Genomic DNA, 18,252 nt, shown 5'->3' with positions numbered 1-18,252 from the left:
GTGACCGCGACCCAGGACCTCTACGAGCTCGGCGACGCGCCCGAGATCGGCACCGCCCCCGAGAAGATGTACGCCTCGCTCATCCGCCGCGAGCGCTACGGCCGGCCCGTCGACGCCTTCCGCACCGAGGTGGTCGACGTCCCGCCCGTCGGCCGCGGCCAGGTCCTGGTCAAGGTGATGGCGGCCGGCATCAACTACAACAACGTGTGGGCGGCGCTGGGCTCGCCGCTCGACGTGATCACCGCACGGCAGAAGGCGGGCGCCACCGAGGACTTCCACATCGGCGGCTCCGACCTGTCCGGGATCGTGTGGGCGGTCGGCGAGGACGTGCGCGGGGTGAAGCTCGGCGACGAGGTCGTCGTCCTCGCCAGCCGGTGGGACGAGAAGGCCGAGGACATCCGCCTCGGCGGCGATCCCGCCTTCTCCACCAGCCAGCGGGTGTGGGGCTACGAGGAGAACTACGGCTCCTTCGCCCAGTTCGCGGTCGTCGACGACTACATGTGCCACCCCAAGCCGGCCCGGCTGTCCTGGGCGGAAGCGGCCTGCTACATGGCCACCGCCGCCACCGCCTACCGCCAGCTCTTCGGCTGGGAACCGCACACGGTGCGCCCGGGCGACCCGGTGCTGATCTGGGGCGGCGCCGGCGGACTGGGCTGCATCGCCATCCAGCTGGTCCGGCACGTCGGCGGCATCCCGGTCGCCGTCGTCTCCAGCGAGGAACGCGGCGAGTTCTGCCTCAAGCTGGGCGCCAAGGGGTGGATCGACCGGCGGGAGTTCGACCACTGGGGCCGGCTGCCCGACACCTCCGACGAGGCCGCGACGGCCCGCTGGCTGACCGGCGCCCGCGCCTTCGGCCGGCGCTTCTGGGAGGTGCTCGGCGAGCGCCGCAGCCCGCGCATCGTGCTGGAGCACTCGGGCGCCGACACCATTCCCACGTCCATGTACCTGTGCGACAACGGCGGCATGGTCGTCATCTGCGGCGGCACCACCGGCTACAACGGTGACGTGGACCTGCGCTTCCTGTGGATGCGGCAGAAGCGGCTCCAGGGCTCGCACGTCGCCGGCGCCCGCGAGGCACGGGAGATCACCCGGCTGATCGACCAGGGAGTGGTCGACCCCTGCCTGTCACGGACCTTCGCCTTCGACGAGATCGGCCTGGCCCACCAGCTCATCCACGACAACCGCCACCCCGCGGGGAACATGGCGGTGCTGGTGAACGCCCGGGTGTGACGGGCCCGGCGGCCGGCCCGGCCGCCGCGGAGTGGAACCCGTCCCGCGGGCCCGGGGTGATTCGCCTCGGGCACGCGGGGTACTCGCGGCCGGGTACGACGCACGCGCTATCGCGGGAGGTACCCCATGGGCAAGCTGGGCGACATGGCGAAGAAGGCCAAGGAAATGGCCAAGGGCCACCCGGACCAGGCCGACAAGGGAGTGACGAGCGCCGAGCGGATGGCCGACGAGCGGACGGGGAACAAGTACGACGCCCAGACCGACAAGGCCGCCGACGCGGCACGTCGTACCTACCGGGACAGCGGTCCGACGGAGCGCTGACCCTCCTGTTCGGCTGTCGGCCCCCGGCGCACCACGCCGGGGGCCGGCAGCGTGCGGCCGTCCTGCGATCGCGTGCTCGGCCCGGGGCGCCGACCCTGTTCTCCCGAAGCTACGGCGAAGTGACAAGTGAAGTGACAAGTCCGGTGCGCACTGCTGTCGACGCTGTGCCCTGTGCGGGAGAGGGAGATCGCCGGTGAACCACCCGGCCGGGCCCTTGACGGTTTCGGGCTTCTCGAGGATCTCCGACACGGGTGTACCCCGAGGACGTGCGATGGGCACAACGGCTTGCGCGAGGCGCCGGAGGGTCAGTCCTGGGACGGGGTGTCGGTGTCGGTTTCGGCGAGGACGTCCTTCAGGAGGATGGCGGCGGTCATGGCGTTGGGCCGTCCGGCGTAGAAGGCCAGGTGCGTGACGGCCTCCACCAGCTCCTCCCCGGTGAGTCCGTTCTTCAGCGCGGTTCGCAGGTGGAAGCCGATCTGGTCGGTGCGGTACAGCGCCACCAGGGCGGTCACGGTGACCAGGCTGCGATCCCGCTTGGACAGGCCAGGACGCTCCCAGACGTCGCCGAAGAGAACGTCGTCGGTCAGCTCGGCCAGCTTCGGCGTGACGTCGCCGACGAGCTGCTGCGCTGCGGACTGCTGCGGTGTCATGCTCCTGCTCATGTGTGGTGCGGTGGGGATGAAGGGGGGAGTGCTCTGCGGGCCCGGGTCATTGGGCGGTGTAGCCGCCGTCGACGGGCAGGGCGATGCCGGTGACGTAGCTTGCGCCGGGGCTGCACAGCCACAGGACGGCCTGGGCGATCTCGTCGGCGGTGCCGAGCCGGTGGATGGCCTGGCCCGTTTCGGCCTGGTCGCGGTCGAGTTCTCCGCCGTCGACCATGGCGTCGACCATGGGGGTGCTGATGGTGCCGGGGCAGACGGCGTTGACGCGCACACCGCGCGGCCCGTATTCGAGGGCGGCGCTCTTGGTCAGGCCGATGACGCCGTGCTTGGAGGCGTGGTAGGCGGCGCGGCCGGGGTTGCCGACGAGGCCGCCGAGGGAGGAGCAGTTGACGACTGAACCGCTGCCCTGGGCGCGCATGTGGCGCAGTTCGTGTTTCATGCTCGCCCAGATGCCGCGCAGGTTGATGCCCTGGACGCGGTCGAACTGCTCGGCGCTCTCGTCGGCGGCGTCGGTGGGCGGAGGCATGATTCCGGCGTTGTTGTAGGCCATGTCGAGCCGTCCGAAGGTCTCCACCGTGCGGTCGACGGCGGCGGCGACCTGGTCCTCGTCGGTGACGTCGCAGACCAGGGCGAGGGCCTGGTGGCCCGCGTCGGTGAGCTCCTTCGCCGCATGGTTCACGGCTGTCTCGTCGATGTCGGCGAGGGTGACGGCGGCGCCCGCTTCGGCGAAGGCGCGGGCGGCGGCCAGGCCCATGCCGGAGGAAGCGCCGGTGACGAAGGCGACCTGGCCGGTGAAGTCGTAGGTGGGGTTCATGGGGGGACTCCTCACGTGGGATTTCGACGCCGGGGTGGGGTGGGGAGGCAGGTGGTTCAGGTGGTCCGGCCGCCGTCGACGACGAGGGCGGTGCCGGTGACGAAGGCGGTCTTGTCGTGGAAGTCGTGGGTGGTGGTCACGCTGTCCCCCCATCGAGAGGCGGGCCGTGGACGACGGGTCCGGAGGTGGGTCAGTGCCGTGAGGGCACCCGCGCGGTGGTGTCGTCGTGTGCGGGGGCCGGGGCGGTGCGCCGGGCCACGATCCGGGCTCGTCGGGTGCCGCTGAGGGCGAGGGCCATGAGCGGCAGGAGGGTGAGCGTGGCGAAGAAGGCACCGACCAGGGCCGGCCCGGTCAGGCCGAGCGAGGTGTTCAGGGCTCGGCCTGCGAGGGCGGATCCGGCGGCGATGCCGGTGTTGTAGGCGGAGGTGGTCAGCGCCGAGGTGAGGGTAGGGGCGTCGCCGGCGGCGCGGACGGCGAAAGAGGTGACGACGGGGTTGACCGTGAACCCGGCCAGGGCCATGAGGAAGACCAGGGCGACGGCCGTGACGGGGCCGGTCGACAGGGGGATCAGCAGGAGCAGGGCCAGGGCGGTGACCGCGGCGGCGGTGATGGCGGTTGCCATGGGGCGGTGGTCGCCGAGCCGGCCGCCGATGGCGGTGCCGCCGAGAGCACCGAGTCCGAAGACGATCAGGACCAGCGGGACGGCCCCGGCCGGGATGCCGGCGCGGCCGGTGAGCAGCGGGGTGATGTAGGTGTAGGTCGCCAGGACTCCGCCCATGATCAGCACCGCGGCGGCGAGCGCCGGCCACAGCCGGCCCTGCCGCAGCGCACCGATCTCGGCGCGTACGGAAATCTGGCCCCGCTGCTCCATCTGGGGGATGAAGCGTCCGACGGACGCGGCGGCCAGGGCTGCCAGGACGGCCAGGGCCCAGAAGGGGCCGCGCCAGCCGGTGTACTGGCCGACGTAGGAGCCGATCGGTACACCGATGACGTTCGCCAGGGTCAGGCCGCCCATCATGACGCCGACCGCGCGGGTGGAGTCACCAGGACCCGCGGCGGCGGTGGCGATGACGAATCCGACGGCCCAGAACGCGCCGGTGGCCAGGGCTGTGACGACGCGGGCAGTGAGGATGACGGTGAAGGAGCTGCTCAGCGCCGCGACGACGTGGCCGAGGGCGAAGACGGCCAGGGCGCCGGTCAGGGTGTGGCGCTGTGGCAGGCGCAGGGTGGCCAGAGCCATGGCCGGCCCACCGATGATCATGCCGATGGCGAAGGCCGTGATCAGCAGGCCGGCGTGGGAGACACCGACGCCGAGGTCGGAGGCGATCTCGGGAAGCAGTCCGGCGATGACGAATTCGGTGGTCCCCATCAGGAACGTGCCGGCGGCGAGCACCCACACGACAAAGGGCAGCTTGCCGGAAGTGGTCCTGGAGGCGGTGGGCATGCGGGTGGTCCTTGTTCGACGGGATGGGAGGCCGGGAGGGGCCTGCAGCAGTGCGGGGCCGGTCAGCGGGTGGCTTCGACGGTCGTCCTGGAGGCGGTGGCCAGCCGGTCGATGTCACGGTCGTCGGCGAGGTGGCCGAGGATGACGATGCCGTCGGCGTGGGGGACATCGCGGTAGTAGAGGACCAGCTGGCCCCAGGGTGCGTAGTAGCCGAGGTCGCCGGCCTTGGGGGCGGCTCCCTCGGGGGCACCGGAGGTGGACAGCCGTCGAGGAAGATCGACGGTCTTCTCGGCCTGGTGGAAGTCCTTCAGGTCCAGGGTGAGCGGGAGGAGGGCCGCGAAGTCGTTGGCGGCCGCGCTGTCGTTGAGGGTCGCGGCGACCGGGCTGCCGTCGATCGTGAGGCGAATGTCCATGGTCGTGGCCTTCCCGGACGTCGTGGTGGAGGTGGGGGCCGACGGCGTCCGCAGCCCTGCCGAGGCCGCCGAGCCGGTTGACGGCGCGGAGGACGAGGACGTCCCACCGGCGCAGGCCGTCACGGCCAGCAGCACGGCGGCGGCCGGGGCAGCGCGGAGCGGAGTCCGTCGGGGAGGGAGGATCTTCGGGTCGTCCAGGGTCTCGAAGCGGACGTCGCCGGGGGCGTGGATCACTGCTCCGCGCATCAGGGGGGTCCTCCTTGTGCTGAGGCCGGGGTACGGGTGTATCGCCGGCCGCCGAGTGCAGGGGCGGACCGGTCAGACGGTGAATGCCGCCCGGCACCGGACGTGGGCTGTCCGCCGGCCCGACTGCACGACCGGGCGGAAAGCACCACGTCATCCAGGTAACCCCCGTCCGGCGCGGTCAGCGAGGCACCAACAAGGGGTGTACCGGCAGTACATCGCTCCGCCGCCGGGCAGGCCGTACCGTCGAAGGCATGGACAACCGTGCGGAGGTCCGTGAGTTCCCCACCTCGCGGCGAGCCAAGATCACCCCCGAGCAGGCCGGACTGCCCGCAGGTCCCCGGCGACGCGTGCCCGGTCTGCGCAGGAGCGAGGTCGCCGCCCTGGCCGACATGAGCGTCGAGTACTACGCCAAACTCGAACGCGGCAACCTCACCGGCGTGTCCCCTGCCGTCCTCGAAGCCCTCGCCCGCACGCTCCGGCTCGACGACGCCGAACGCGCCCACCTGCTGAACCCACGTCGCCCACACAGCCACGCCGGAAGGGCTCGACACCGTGGCCCGCGAGGGCAAGCACGGCGGCCGGCTCCTCGGCGCCGGAATCGGGGAAAGGACCGGGCCGGCCGGAACCCTTTCGGTTCCGGCCGGCCCGGTCCTCGCGGTGCGCCCGGCGCCGAGGCGCCCGCGCGTCCTCACCCTCGCAGCAGCTTCTTGATGATCTTCCCCGCGGGATTGCGCGGCACCTGCTCGATGAACTCCACGCGTCGCGGCCGCTTGTACGGCGCGAGCAGCCCCTTCACGTGCGCCAGCAGCTCCGCCGGGCCCGCGTCCGCGCCCGGCTCCAGGACGACGTACGCCAGGGGCACCTCGCCGTAGTCCTCGTCCGGCATCCCGACGACCGCGGTGTCCCGCACCGCGGGGTGGGTCATCAGGGCACGCTCGATCTCCGAGGGGTAGACGTTCTGACCTGCGCGGATGATGACGTCCTTCGTGCGGTCCACGAGGCTGACGCGGCCCTGCCCGTCCACGAACCCCAGGTCGCCGGTCCTGATCCAGCCGTCGAGGGTGATCTCGCGGGTGGCCTCCGGATCGTTCCAGTAGCCCTGCATGAGGCCGGGCCCGCGCACGACGATCTCGCCGATCTCGCCGCACGGCAGATCCCGGCCGCCCTCGTCCACCGCGCGCGCCGACATGCCCGGCACGACCCGCCCGCACGGGATGCGGGCGGTCACGTCCCCGGGAGCGGGGTGCTCGTCGGGGCCGAGGGTCACGAACGGGCCGCCCACCTCGGTCATGCCGTACACCTGCCGGAAACCGCAGCCGAGCCGCTGGACGGCGTCGGCGTACACGTCGAGCGGCATCGGGGCGGCGCCGTACAGGATCTCCCGGACGGAGGACAGGTCGGTGCTGCGGGACGCCTTGGCCTGCAGCATGAAGCGCAGCATCTGCGGCACCATCCACAGGTGGGTGGCGCGGTGCCTCTCCACCGCGGAGAGCGCCCGCTGCGGGGTGAAACCGGGCATCAGCACGATCGTGGCGCCGGCCGCCATGTAGGTCAGGGACACCACCATGCTGCCGTGGTAGAGCGGACAGCAGTTGACCATGACGATGTCGTCGGTGGGCCGGGCCATGACCAGCCAGCCCAGGGCGATGGCCCGGAAGGACCCGCTGTCGACGGTGACGCCCTTGGCCTGCCCGGTGGTCGCCGAGGTGTGCAGTACGGCGATCGGGTCGGTGTCGGCCACGGCGGGCAGGGCCCGCTCGGCGGCCAGGGTGCCCAGCGCCGCGAAGGCGGGCTTGTCGAAGGCCATCCGTATCCGCACCGATCCCGGCAGCTCGGTGTGCCGGTCCAGCAGTTCGGACTCGCCGAGGACGGCCACCGCCCCGACGCGTTCGACGATGCCGGTGACCTCGGGCACGGCCAGGCTGTGGTTCAGCGGCACGAACAGCGCGCCGAGCCGGGCGAGCGCGAAGTACGTCTCCAGGACCTCGACGCGGTCCTTGGAGAGCACGGCGACCCGGTCACCGCGTTCGATGCCCAGTTCGGCCAGCCCGCGCGCCAGTTCGGCCGTCCGGTCGTGGAACTCGGCCCAGGTGACGCTCCGTTGCTCGTCCACCAGCGCCGTCCGGTCGGGAAAGCACTGGCGGTTGCGCTCCAGCAGCTGTGTCAGCCACATCACGCACCGCCGGTGGCACCGCCGGTGGCACCGGCGGCGGAGTGCTCGGAGACGAAGCGCTCGTAGTCGCCGATCGTGCGCAGCTTCTCCATGTCCTCCGCGGTGATCTCCACGCCGAGCCGCTGCTCGACGAGCAGGACGAGACGCACCAGGTCCCCGGAGTCGATGCCGCTGGCCGCGAGGTCGACGTCGTCGCCCACCGTGTCCGCGTACTCGGTCGTGCCGGTGAGTTCGACCAGCAACTCCCTGATGGTGCTCATGGTTTCCCCTTTCGCCCCGGCGTGCCGGCCGCCGTGCGGATCTCGACTGTCACCCCCTCAAGAGGCGGAATCGGCCGGTCCCACTCCCCGGACCCGCTCGTGAGCTTTGTCACGCGCCCGAACGGCGTGCGGCAGGGATAGCCGACGCCTGCGCCCGGCCTCTTACCGCAACGAAGAGACGTGTTCCGGCACGACGGAGACGGAGAGGGAGTGATGCGAGTGCCCAGGCAGCCGGTACCGGTCCGGGCCGCGGTGCCCGAGACCCCGGGAGCCTCGCCCGCGGGCCCGACAGCGGCGTCCGCGGGCCGGGGAGCCGCACCGGCGGACCAGGACGAGCTGCTCGCGCACTTCGACGCCCTCATCGCCGACGGCGAGACGATCGAACCGCGCGACTGGATGCCCGACGGGTACCGCCGCATGCTGATCCGCCAGATCGCCCAGCACGCCCACTCCGAGATCATCGGCATGCAGCCCGAAGGCGCCTGGCTCACCCGGGCCCCGTCCCTGCACCGCAAGTCGGTCCTCATCGCCAAGGTCCAGGACGAGGCCGGCCACGGCCTGTACCTGTACTCGGCCGCCGAGACGCTGGGCGTGGACCGCGCCGACCTGCTGGAGGCCCTGCACCGGGGACAGCAGCGGGCCTCCGCCACGTTCAACCACCCCGCGCTGACCTGGGCGGACACCGGGGCCATCGCCTGGCTGACGGACGGCGCCGCCGTCATCAACCAGGCGCCCCTGTGCCGCACGTCCTACGGGCCGTACGCCCGGGCGATGCGCCGCGTCTGCCAGGAGGAGGCCTTCCACGTGCGGCAGGGCTACGACCTGATGCGCGCGCTGTGCGAGGGGACGCCGGAGCAGAAGGAGATGGCGCAGGACGCGGTGAACCGCTGGTGGCTGCCGGCCGTCGCGCTGATGTTCGGTCCGCCCGACACCGAGGCCGGCGGTGCCGACGCGCGGACGGCCGCGCTGGGGGCCGCGGTCTCCCGCCGCGCGATGGCCTGGGGCATCAAGCGCCACACCAACGACGAACTGCGCCAGCGCTTCGTCGACACGTGCGTCCCGCAGGCCGAACGCCTCGGCCTGACGCTGCCCGACCCGGCGATCCGCTGGAACGACGAGCGCGGCCACTACGACTTCACCCCGATCGACTGGGACACCTACCGCGAGGCGCTGGGCGACGACACGCACTGGGCGCGGCAGCGGATCGCGCACCGGACCGCCGCGCACGACGACGGCGCCTGGGTGCGGGAGGCGGCCGCCGCGTACGCCGCCCGCACGGAGGCGGAGGCGGAAACAGAAGCAGAAGCGGAAGCGGGCACCGGCGCGTCGCCGGCCGGAGCGCCCGCCGGAGAGCGGACGGGGAGCGGCGGCACGGACGAGGCGCCGTCCGGCGCCGCCGCCCCGCAGCGGACGGAGGAGCACGCATGACCCGCGACCGGGAGGGCGCACCGGCGTCCTGGGAGGTCTTCCTGCGAACCCGCCGGGGCCTGGCGCACCAGCACGCGGGATCGGTGCGCGCGGCCGACCCGGACGCGGCGCTGGCGCTGGCCCGTGACCTCTACGCCCGCCGCGGCGACCCGCTGTCGCTGTGGGTGGTCCGCTCGGACGCCGTGCACACGGCCTCCCCGGACGAACGCGACCCCTACTTCGCCGCCGCCCGCCACAAGCCGTACCGGTACCCCGAGCACTTCGCACCGCTGACCGAGAAAGGGCCCGATGGTGACCACGCCGAGTGACACGCGCGCGGAACCGGCTGCGGAGACCGCCGCGGCCGGTGCCGCTCCGGCGGCGGCCGACGGCACCTCCTCCGCCCCTGAAGCCCCCACCGACGCAGATCTCGCCCTGCACCTGCTGCGCCTCGGCGACGACGCCCTCGTCCTCGGGCAACGCCTGTGCCAGTGGATCACGCGCGCACCGACCGTCGAGGAGGACCTGGCGCTGTCCAACATCGCCCTGGACCTGATCGGTCACGCCCGCACCCTGCTCACCCGCAGCGGACAGCTCGACGGGACCGGCCGCACCGAGGACGACCTCGCCTTCACCCGCTCGGAGCGCCAGTTCACCAACGCCCTGCTCACCGAGCTGCCCAACGACGACTTCGCGGTGACCGTGGCCCGGCAGCTGGCCTACACGCACTACGCGGTCCTCCACTACGAGGCGCTGGCGGGCTGCGCCGACGCCGAACTGGCCGCCTTCGGGGCCCGGGCCGCCAAGGAGGTCGCCTTCCACCGGCTGCACGCGGACCGCTGGACCCTGCGGCTGGGACGCGGCACCCCGCAGAGCACCCGCCGCATGCAACGGGGCCTCGAGCGGCTGTGGCCGTACACCGCTGAACTCTTCGACGAGGACGACGTGGTCCGACGCCTGGCCGCCGCCGGCACGGTGCCCTCACCGGCACGCCTGCGCGGCGCGTGGGAACGGCGCGTCACCGACGTCGTCACCGGCGCGGGACTCACCGTGCCCACGGCCCCCTGGTCGGCCAGGGGCGGCCGCTCCGGCCTGCACACCGAGCAGTTCGGCCCGCTCATCGCCGAACTCCAGTCGGTGCACCGGCAGTTCCCCGGAGGCACCTGGTGAACGGCCCGGCACCGACCACGACCCCCTCCCCGCTGCACGAGGTGCGCGAACGGGTGGAGGCCATCCCGGACCCGGAGCTGCCGGTGATCGGCCTGGGCGACCTCGGTGTGGTGGCCTCGGTCGCCCCGGGCGCCGACGGAGTCCTGGAGGTGGAGATCACGCCCACCTACCTGGGCTGCCCCGCACTTCCGGCGATCACCTCCGCGGTACGGGAGGTGTTGACCGCCTGCGGCCACCCCGACGGCCGCGTACGACAGGTCCTGTCCCCGCCCTGGACGACGGACCGCATCACCCCCGAGGGACGGCGCAGGCTCACCGCGAACGGCATCGCCCCGCCGGTGTCCCCGGCCCCCGCCGGACCGGTCCCGGTCGAGCTGGGCGCGGTGCCCTGCCCGCACTGCGGTTCGCGGGCCACCCGGCCGCACCTGCCCTTCGGACCGTCCCGGTGCCAGTCGGTGATGTGGTGCACGGCGTGCCGCGAACCCTTCCCCCACCTGACCGCGCTGTGAGGCCGACCGTGAACACCGCCACCCCGCCCACCGCCCACCGCGAGGCGCCCGACGGCCGTGACGAGGACCGGGACCAGGGCCAGGGCCAGGGTCAGAACCGGGACCGGGACCAGCACCGGGGCACCCGCCCGCGCACCGGCTGGCACCGCCTGGAGGTCACCGAGGTGCGCCGTCTCACCGCCGACGCCGTGGCCGTCGGCCTGGACGTACCGGCCGCGCTGCGCGAGGTGTTCGCCCACCGGCCCGGCCAGCACGTCGTCGTCCGCCATCATCGCGCCGACGGCGAACTGCGCCGCAGCTATTCGGTGTGCCCGCCGCCCCACGACCCCCGGGCGCTCCGCCTGGTCGTCAAACGGGGCGGACCCGACGGCTTCGGCGCCCACGCCACCAGCCGTCTCGCACCCGGTGACCGCCTCGAACTCTCCCCGCCCACCGGCGATTTCGCCCTGCCCGACCTGCCCGGCGCCCATCACGTCCTCCTCGCCGGCGGCTCGGGCATCACCCCGCTCGCCGCCATGGCCGCCCACGCGCTGCGCCACGACCCGGCCTGCCGCGTCTCCCTCGTCCACTCCGTCCCCACCTCCGCGGACGCCCTGCTGGCCGACGAACTCGCCGAACTCAAGGACGTGTTCCTCGACCGGTTCACCGTCCTGTACGTCCTCACCCGCGAGGACCGCGGCCACGGCGACGGCCCGTCCGGCGCACGGATCGACGCCGGGAGCCTCGCCCGTCTGCTCGCGGCGACGGACGCCCGGCCCGGCCCGGACACCGTGTTCGCCCTGTGCGGTCCGCCCGGTCTGGTCGGCACCGCGCGGCAGGTCCTGGCGGACCGGGGAGCCGACCCGGCCCTCGTCCGCTGGGAGCTGTTCACGGCGCCCGGCACGTCACGGCGAACACCGGACACGGCCGCACCCGTCCGCACGGCCGCACCCGTCCGCACGGCAGCGGCGGTCCCGGGCGCGGGGGAGACCCGCGTCACCGCCCTGCTCGACGGGCGCCGGCGCGTCACCACCGTCCTGCCGCAGGACACGGCGATCCTCGACGCGCTGCTGCGGGCGGACCCCGACGTGCCGTACGCCTGCCGCGAAGGCGTGTGCGGCAGCTGCCGCGCGAAGGTCCTGTCCGGCCGGGTGGCGGCGGAGGGCCAGTACGCCCTGGACCGGAACGACCGCGCCGCCGGCTACACGCTCGTCTGCCGGGCACGGCCGACCACCCCCGAGGTCACCCTCGACTTCGACGCATGAACCGCACCGGCGGGCAGGCCGCCGTGCCACCACGCCCCACCACGACGCCGTACGACCACCGAGCGAAGGAGAACCACGTTGACCACCACCGCCCGCCACGAGGGGAAGACCGCCCTGGTCACCGGAGGCAGCCGGGGCATCGGCAGAGCCGTCAGCCGCCGCCTCGCCCGCGAGGGCGCGCTGGTCGCGGTCCACTACGGTCACGACCCGGCCGCCGCCGAACGGACGGTCAAGGAGATCGAGGCCGACGGCGGCCGCGCCTTCCCCGTGCACGCCGAACTCGGGGTGCCCGGTGACGCCGACACCCTGTGGTCGGCCTTCGACCAGGCCCTGGCCGACCGGGCCCAGGCCGGGCAGGACGCGCCGACCGGGCTCGACATCCTCGTCAACAACGCGGGCATCACCGTCCCGCGTCCCCTCACCGACGTCACCGAGGCCGACTTCGACCGGGTCTTCGCGATCAACACCAAGGCGCCGTTCTTCATCATCCAGCGCGGCCTGGAGCGGCTGCGCGACGGCGGCAGGATCGTGAACATCTCCTCCGTGGCGACCCGCGTCGCCTTCCCCGCGATCGTCTCGTACACCATGACCAAGGCCGCCCTCGACTACCTCACCCTCTCCCTCGCCCAGGAGCTGGGCCCCCGCGGCATCACGGTCAACGCCGTGGCGCCCGGCTACACCGAGACCGAGATCAACCCCACGCTCGGCATCCCGGAGATCCGCCGCCGGTACTCCGAGGCCTCCGTGTTCGGCCGGCTCGGCGACCCGGCGGACATCGCCGACGTCGTCTCCTTCGTCACGAGCGACGACGCCCGCTGGGTGACCGGTCAGTGGATCGACGCCTCCGGCGGTGCCCACCTCGGCGTGTGACACCACGGCCCGGCACCCCCAGCCCGGTGTCCCCCTCGCCGACGGGTCCACCACCCCGGCCGTCCGTCGGCCGCCCCTCCAGGAGTTGCGATGAACGACAGCACGTCCGCGCTCGCCGAGCCGGTGACGGACGACTCCCCGACCCAGCCCTTCCCGGGCGCGAGCCCCTACGACACGTACGTCCACGCGTCCGTCCTCAACTCGCTGCAGCACCCGCTCACCGAAGCCCCGGACGAGATGGCCTTCCTCGTCACCACCCAGGTGATGGAGCTGTGGTTCACCCTGATCGTGCACGAGTGGCGCACCGCACGCGTGGCCCTCGCCAAGGACGACCTGCGCGCGGCCACGGACGCCCTGGTGCGCAGCCGCCGGGCGCTGACCGCCCTCAACGGCGCCTGGGCACCCATCGCCGCGCTGACCCCCGCCCAGTTCAACGGCTTCCGGGCCGCGTTCGGCCGGGCTTCCGGCTTCCAGTCGGCGATGTACCGGCACATGGAGTTCCTCCTCGGCGACAAGTCCGCCGGGATGCTGCGCGCCCACCAGGGCGACCCGGCCGTCCACGAGGCACTCGGGGACACCTACCGCGAACCGTCCCTGTACGACGAGGTGCTCGCCTTCCTGCACCGGCAGGGCCTGCCCGTGCCGCGGAGCGTCCGCGAGCGGGACGTCACCCGCCCGTACGCCTCCGACCCCGCGGTGACGCAGGTCTGGCGGCACGTCTACGCGGGACCGCAGCACCACCCCCACCTCGCGCTGGGCGAACTGCTCACCGACATCGCCGAACTGGTCACCCGCTGGCGGTTCGAGCACGTCCTGGTGGTGCGCCGCGCCATGGGCTCGAAGCCGGGCAGCGCGGGCTCCGCCGGCCTGGCCTGGCTGGAGAAGCGCGCGGCCCGCCCGGTCTTCCCCGAACTGTGGGAGGTGCGCGGTGACGTCTAGGATCATCTCCGCCTTCGCGGCCGAGGAGGAGGAACGGGTCCTCAGCCTGAAGCCGGTGCTGGCACCGGTGCACGGCCGCTACGGCGACCACCCGCACCAGTCCTACGACGCCTGGCCCGCCGACGATCCCGACGCGCCGCTGGTCGTCCTGCTGCACGGCGGCTACTGGCGCTACGACCGGATGCACCTCACCCCCTTCGCGGCCCACCTCGCCCAGCAGGGCTTCCACGTCCTGCTCCCCGGCTTCCGCCGCTCCGGCGGTGCGGGCGGCTGCCCCGAGACCTTCGACGACGTCGCCCGGATCGTGGACACCCTGCCCCAGGGACGGCCCTACGTCCTGGCCGGCCACTGCTCCGGCGGCCACCTGGCCCTGTGGTGCGCCGCCCGCGGGCTGCTGCCCGCCGGCTCCCGCTGGCACACGCGCACCCTGCCCACGAGCGTGCTCGCCCTCGCACCGATCACCGACCTCACCGCCACCCGGCGCGACGACCTCAGCAACGGAGCCGCCCTGCAACTCCTGGGCGGCGAGGAGACGTTCGACCGCTGGCTGCCCGAGGTCGACCCGCTGACCCTGCTGCGCGGGGCCGGCACGACCGGGGTGCCCACCGTGCTGCTGCACGGCGCCGTCGACGAGGAGGTCCCGCTCACGCAGTTCAGCGACTACGCGGCCGTCCACCGCGACCTGAGGACGGTCGTCCTGCCCGGCACCGGCCACTACACCCTCATCGAACCGGGGGCACCCGGCGCCCGCGCGGTCGCCGACACCCTGCGGGAGATGGCGGCCGCGTTCCCCCCGCGGCCCTCCGACCGGGCGGACGAGGAGGCCGCACCCCGATGACCACCGCACCCCCGGCCCCGACCGCCCTGCGCGAACTGGCCGCACAGCGCGACGCGGACGACCCTCTGGCCTCCCTCCGCACGCGGTTCCTGCTCCCGGCGGACGTCGTCTACCTCGACGGCAACTCCCTCGGCCCGCTGCCCGCCGCCGTCCCGCCGGTGCTCTCCGACGTGGTGACCCGCCAGTGGGGCACCGACCTGATCGGCTCCTGGAACGCCAACGGCTGGTGGGAGGCGCCCCTGCGGGTGGGCGACGCCGTCGGCGCGCTCATCGGGGCCGCGCCGGGGCAGACGGTCGCGGGCGACTCCACCAGCGTGCAGTTGTTCACCGCGCTCGAGGCCGCCGCCACGCTCCGCCCGGACCGGCCCCTGCTGGTCACCGACCCCGGACACTTCCCGACCGACCGCTACCTGGCCGACGCGGTCGCCCGCCGCCGGCACCTCGAGGTGTGCCGGGTCCCCCCGGCCGACCTGCCGGAGTTCCTCGGGACCGACGGCGCCCGGGTCGCCGTCGTCAGCTACTCGCCCGTCGACTTCCGCACCGGCGAACTGCACGACATGCGGGCGCTGACCCGGGCCGCCCACGAGGCCGGCGCCCTCGCGCTGTGGGACCTGTGCCACGCGGCCGGAGCCCTGCCCCTCGACGTCGACGCCCTCGGCGTGGACCTGGCCGTCGGCTGCGGCTACAAGTTCCTCTCCGGCGGCCCCGGCGCACCCGCCTTCCTGTACGTGGCACGCCGCCACCACGCGTCGCTCGAGACGCCGCTGCCCGGCTGGACCGGTCACGCCGACCCGTTCGGTCTGGGCAGGGACTACACCCCCGCCCCGGGCATCGCCCGCGCCCGCATCGGCACCCCGCCGATCCTGTCCCTGCTCGCCCTCGAAGCGGCCCTCACCGCCTTCGACGGCGTCGACATGACCGAGGTCCGCCGCAAGAGCCTGTCGCTGACGGGCTTCTTCCTGCGCTGCGCGGAGGAACTCCTCACGCCCGAGGGCTTCACCCCCGTCACCCCGGCCGAGCCCGGCCGCCGCGGCAGCCAGGTCACCCTGCGCCACCCCCACGCCCACGGGCTGACCCTCGCCCTCGCCCGCCGCGGGGTGATCGCCGACATGCGCGCGCCCGACCTTCTCCGCTTCGGCGTCAACGCCCTCTACACCACCCACCAGGACCTGCTCACGGCCGCGACATGCCTGCGCGACATCGCCCACGAGGCCGCCTACGACCCGACGCCGCCGGCCGCGGGGCCGGTCACCTGAGGACTCCGGCCGCACCGGGCGCGGTGCGGCACCGGGAGCCGCGACGGCGCGCCCACGGACGCACGTCTCGATCGACCGCTGCGGAAGCGGACCGACCAAGATATTTTGAGAATCCCCGACGTGGTAAGGAGCCGTTGGCGTTAGGATCCGAATAGCTGCGTTGACGCGGGGGATGCATGCGAACGAGCATGCGGCTAAACGCGGCCGGGGGAGGACTTCATGACGCCGCAGCAGATCATCGAGCGACTCAAGGGGATCAAGGACTGGCAGCTCACCCCACAGCAGTGGGACACCGTGGGCGATGTCCTGGACAGTCTCGAGGCCGTGCTCGCCGAAGAGGACGACATCAAGACCATCCACGTCCTCGCCCGGCTCGAACCGTTGGAGCGGGCAGGCGCGGCCCGCCGGGCGCAGGCCCGGTTGGGTGCGGGGCGGACCCCGATCCCGCCGCACCAGCGGGAACAGCGGAACCACCTGATCGAACGGCTGACCGTCGACGTGCGCAGTCCGGCGGACCGGTCCCGGGACGGCCGGGAGGATCGAGGAACGCCCGCATGAGGGACCGTTTCCGGCCGTCTGTGTGCGACACGGCCGAGTAGAGACGTTCCTCGGAAAAACCACTGTGCTGTCTTCACCCCTCCTTTCTTCCGGAATCCCGGGAAGTGGGCTACGCGGCGTGAGCGGAATCACCAAGTCGGCTTTGCTCGTGATGGCATTCGCGCCGACTGATTCGGAAATCGAAAACAATTCGCGAGAGTATCTCGCATCCCTGTGGCGGGCATGTCGTTCGCTGGGCATGACCGAGCCGATTCCAGGGGTCTCGGCTCCCGCGGATCGCATCGATTTCGGCTTGGCCCGCTCGGCCACCTCGGAATTGACCCTGCTGGCGGCCGCGGAGCGGACGGCGGGCGACTCCCTCTACTCCGCCTTCGCCTTCGCCGACCATGACGTCGTCGGTGTCGTCGCCCTGCTCGCGCCCAACGACACGACGAGGGACCTCACCCAGTGGAGCGACCTCGACGCCGAGTGGAACGCGGCGGTGGCGGCCGCGCACGGGCCGGCACCGTCGTGGGGGATGCTCGGCGAGTTCCGGGTGTTCGAGGCTCTCTACGACCGCGGGCTCGGCCTCGGGGACCGCGACATGTGCGACCTCGTACACCGGCACGCGCCCCGGCCGGGAAGTGAAGCCTGGTGGACCGGCTTCGACCGCACCGAGCAAGGGTTCGCCGTGTGGCGGTCCGACACCACCGGCGCACCGGAAGCCGTGACCGACCTCTACGTCCTCGCACCGGCCCGCCAGGAGGCCGCCCTCGACGAGTGGGCCTGGGCCGTCGAGGGCCGGCACGGACTGAGACCCCTCGCCCGCTATCTGCTCCAGCTCTCGAAGATCCGCTACCAGCACCTGAGGTACGAGGCTTCGGGCGCATCGAACACGCCGCTCGACGAGAGCGACGAGCGAACGACGCGACTCCTGCGGGAGCTGGAGTACACGACGCGGCATCCCGTGCCTCTGGAGCGCGTCCTGAAGGCGTCGGCTCTCGTGGACGAGGCGCAGTTCCGTCCCCAGGGGCTGCTGTGGACGATCACCCGGCAGCGCCAGCTGAGCCGCAGCCTCTCCCTCGCCGTCGCCAACATGCGCCTGCACACACCCGACACGCGACGGCGCGGCAAAGGAACCTCCTGGACCGTGACGGATCTCGCCGAGGGCGAATGGCTCATCAGGCAGGTGGAGGATGACCGCTTGCACCTGGAGGCCGTGCGTGAGCGGGCGGAAGGCGTCCGTACCGCGGTCTCGGCGCTCGTCGAGCGCGAACTGGCACGTCACCGAGGGTGGCTGACGCTCATTCAGACATCCGTCCTGGGTGCTGTCCTCACCGCGCTGACGGCGGTGCAGGCGATGCAGTACGAGGTGCCGATGCGCAAAGCGCTCCAGTCTCCGGTCATCGCCGCCGTGTCCGCGCTCGCCCTCGCCCTGCCCCTGGCCGTGCTGCGCCTGGCGGGCGCCTCGCCGGCGACACGGCGGTACAGGTGGCTCGACTCGGGCGCCGCGGGACTGTTCGGCGCCGCCCTGGGGTGGCTTGCCGCCACCGGCTGGGGGATCAGCGGGGGAGGGGAGCCGCCCACCGCCGCGTGGACGATCTCCGCCGCCCTCCTGACCGGTCTGACCACGTTCCTCGGGACGTACGTCCTGACCCGGCGGAGCTAGTGCCGCGGCAGGCGACGTCTGCCCGTCGAGGAGCGGCGTCCGGTACGTGTTCTCGGCGTGCCGGCCGGAAGTCCTCGTACGGGACGTACTCGGGCTTCCGTCCGGTGCGGCGAGTGGGGGTCCCCCCTCCGGGGGAGCGTGCCGGGCGTCGCGACGGGGCGAACGTCGCCTGCCGCGGCACTAGATCTCCCGCCTTCCCCATCCGCCCGCGGCACCGCCCGACCGGACACCGCGGTCCCGGAGCCCCGAA

Annotated in this window: 19 protein-coding genes and 1 pseudogene; 14 read left to right on the top strand and 6 right to left on the bottom strand. The window is 73.0% G+C overall.

Going from position 1 to position 18,252, the window contains the following annotated elements; all coding sequences use genetic code 11:
- Together ccrA and ACH4N1_RS13650 are read left to right on the top strand one after the other, a co-directional pair.
- Positions 1–1,230, top strand: a complete 1,230-nt coding sequence (gene ccrA / locus ACH4N1_RS13655) for a crotonyl-CoA carboxylase/reductase (RefSeq protein ID WP_398096980.1) — start codon at positions 1–3, stop codon at positions 1,228–1,230.
- 126 nt (positions 1,231–1,356) lie between these two features.
- Positions 1,357–1,551, top strand: a complete 195-nt coding sequence (locus tag ACH4N1_RS13650; RefSeq protein WP_366060308.1) for an antitoxin — start codon at positions 1,357–1,359, stop codon at positions 1,549–1,551.
- A 305-nt stretch (positions 1,552–1,856) separates the two neighbouring features.
- Here the strand turns inward: ACH4N1_RS13650 and ACH4N1_RS13645 are convergent, their stop codons facing one another.
- From ACH4N1_RS13645 to ACH4N1_RS13630, 4 genes are all read right to left on the bottom strand, one after another.
- Positions 1,857–2,201 (bottom strand): carboxymuconolactone decarboxylase family protein, encoded by a 345-nt coding sequence (locus ACH4N1_RS13645; protein ID WP_398097122.1) that lies wholly within the window; start codon positions 2,199–2,201, stop codon positions 1,857–1,859.
- A 58-nt stretch (positions 2,202–2,259) separates the two neighbouring features.
- Positions 2,260–3,027, bottom strand: coding sequence for an SDR family NAD(P)-dependent oxidoreductase (locus ACH4N1_RS13640; protein WP_398096978.1), 768 nt, complete (start codon positions 3,025–3,027; stop codon positions 2,260–2,262).
- 190 nt (positions 3,028–3,217) lie between these two features.
- Positions 3,218–4,471, bottom strand: a complete 1,254-nt coding sequence (locus tag ACH4N1_RS13635; protein WP_398096977.1) for an MFS transporter — start codon at positions 4,469–4,471, stop codon at positions 3,218–3,220.
- 62 nt (positions 4,472–4,533) lie between these two features.
- On the bottom strand, positions 4,534–5,007 hold the full coding sequence (locus tag ACH4N1_RS13630) for a cyclophilin-like fold protein (protein WP_398097121.1): 474 nt from the start codon (positions 5,005–5,007) through the stop codon (positions 4,534–4,536).
- Between the two features lie 374 nt (positions 5,008–5,381).
- Here ACH4N1_RS13630 and ACH4N1_RS13625 point away from each other — a divergent pair.
- Positions 5,382–5,651: pseudogene (locus tag ACH4N1_RS13625) on the top strand (helix-turn-helix domain-containing protein); the annotation flags it as partial.
- A gap of 167 nt (positions 5,652–5,818) precedes the next feature.
- Here the strand turns inward: ACH4N1_RS13625 and ACH4N1_RS13620 are convergent.
- Together ACH4N1_RS13620 and ACH4N1_RS13615 are read right to left on the bottom strand one after the other, a co-directional pair.
- Positions 5,819–7,303 carry a class I adenylate-forming enzyme family protein gene (locus ACH4N1_RS13620; RefSeq protein ID WP_398097120.1) on the bottom strand — a complete coding sequence of 495 codons (1,485 nt, stop codon included), beginning with the start codon at positions 7,301–7,303 and terminating at the stop codon, positions 5,819–5,821.
- Positions 7,303–7,563, bottom strand: coding sequence for an acyl carrier protein (locus tag ACH4N1_RS13615; RefSeq protein ID WP_366061989.1), 261 nt, complete (start codon positions 7,561–7,563; stop codon positions 7,303–7,305). Before ACH4N1_RS13615 ends, ACH4N1_RS13620 begins: the two co-directional genes overlap by 1 nt.
- A gap of 336 nt (positions 7,564–7,899) precedes the next feature.
- On the opposite strand from ACH4N1_RS13615, the gene paaA reads away from it, so the two are divergent.
- From paaA to ACH4N1_RS13560, 11 genes are all read left to right on the top strand, one after another.
- The gene (gene paaA / locus ACH4N1_RS13610; protein WP_398097119.1) at positions 7,900–8,991 is read left to right on the top strand and encodes a 1,2-phenylacetyl-CoA epoxidase subunit PaaA; all 1,092 of its coding nucleotides are present in this window, start codon (positions 7,900–7,902) and stop codon (positions 8,989–8,991) included.
- Positions 8,988–9,299 carry a 1,2-phenylacetyl-CoA epoxidase subunit B gene (locus ACH4N1_RS13605; protein ID WP_363092287.1) on the top strand — a complete coding sequence of 104 codons (312 nt, stop codon included), beginning with the start codon at positions 8,988–8,990 and terminating at the stop codon, positions 9,297–9,299. Before paaA ends, ACH4N1_RS13605 begins: the two co-directional genes overlap by 4 nt.
- Positions 9,283–10,140: a 1,2-phenylacetyl-CoA epoxidase subunit PaaC gene (paaC, locus tag ACH4N1_RS13600; RefSeq protein WP_398097118.1), complete on the top strand. Its 858-nt coding sequence runs from the start codon at positions 9,283–9,285 to the stop codon at positions 10,138–10,140. Before ACH4N1_RS13605 ends, paaC begins: the two co-directional genes overlap by 17 nt.
- Positions 10,134–10,649 (top strand): 1,2-phenylacetyl-CoA epoxidase subunit PaaD, encoded by a 516-nt coding sequence (gene paaD, locus ACH4N1_RS13595; protein ID WP_398097116.1) that lies wholly within the window; start codon positions 10,134–10,136, stop codon positions 10,647–10,649. Before paaC ends, paaD begins: the two co-directional genes overlap by 7 nt.
- A 149-nt stretch (positions 10,650–10,798) precedes the next feature.
- Positions 10,799–11,893: a 2Fe-2S iron-sulfur cluster-binding protein gene (locus ACH4N1_RS13590; RefSeq protein ID WP_398097114.1), complete on the top strand. Its 1,095-nt coding sequence runs from the start codon at positions 10,799–10,801 to the stop codon at positions 11,891–11,893.
- Between the two features lie 78 nt (positions 11,894–11,971).
- Entirely contained in the window at positions 11,972–12,763 is a 792-nt protein-coding gene (locus tag ACH4N1_RS13585; protein ID WP_398096975.1) for an SDR family oxidoreductase, read from the top strand.
- Positions 12,764–12,853: 90 nt separating this feature from the next.
- Positions 12,854–13,702, top strand: coding sequence for a tryptophan 2,3-dioxygenase (locus ACH4N1_RS13580; RefSeq protein WP_398096974.1), 849 nt, complete (start codon positions 12,854–12,856; stop codon positions 13,700–13,702).
- Positions 13,692–14,540, top strand: coding sequence for an alpha/beta hydrolase family protein (locus ACH4N1_RS13575; protein WP_398096972.1), 849 nt, complete (start codon positions 13,692–13,694; stop codon positions 14,538–14,540). Before ACH4N1_RS13580 ends, ACH4N1_RS13575 begins: the two co-directional genes overlap by 11 nt.
- The gene (locus ACH4N1_RS13570; RefSeq protein WP_398096971.1) at positions 14,537–15,796 is read left to right on the top strand and encodes a kynureninase; all 1,260 of its coding nucleotides are present in this window, start codon (positions 14,537–14,539) and stop codon (positions 15,794–15,796) included. Before ACH4N1_RS13575 ends, ACH4N1_RS13570 begins: the two co-directional genes overlap by 4 nt.
- 219 nt (positions 15,797–16,015) lie before the next feature.
- Positions 16,016–16,354, top strand: coding sequence for a CATRA system-associated protein (locus ACH4N1_RS13565; protein WP_398096969.1), 339 nt, complete (start codon positions 16,016–16,018; stop codon positions 16,352–16,354).
- A gap of 151 nt (positions 16,355–16,505) precedes the next feature.
- Entirely contained in the window at positions 16,506–18,002 is a 1,497-nt protein-coding gene (locus ACH4N1_RS13560; protein WP_398096968.1) for a CATRA conflict system CASPASE/TPR repeat-associated protein, read from the top strand.
- Positions 18,003–18,252: the final 250 nt, after the last annotated feature.

The organism is Streptomyces sp. NPDC017202, assembly GCF_044331705.1.
Lineage (GTDB): Bacteria > Actinomycetota > Actinomycetes > Streptomycetales > Streptomycetaceae > Streptomyces.
Note: the sequence above shows the minus strand (reverse complement) of the source record. Positions and strands in the feature narration are given on the sequence as shown.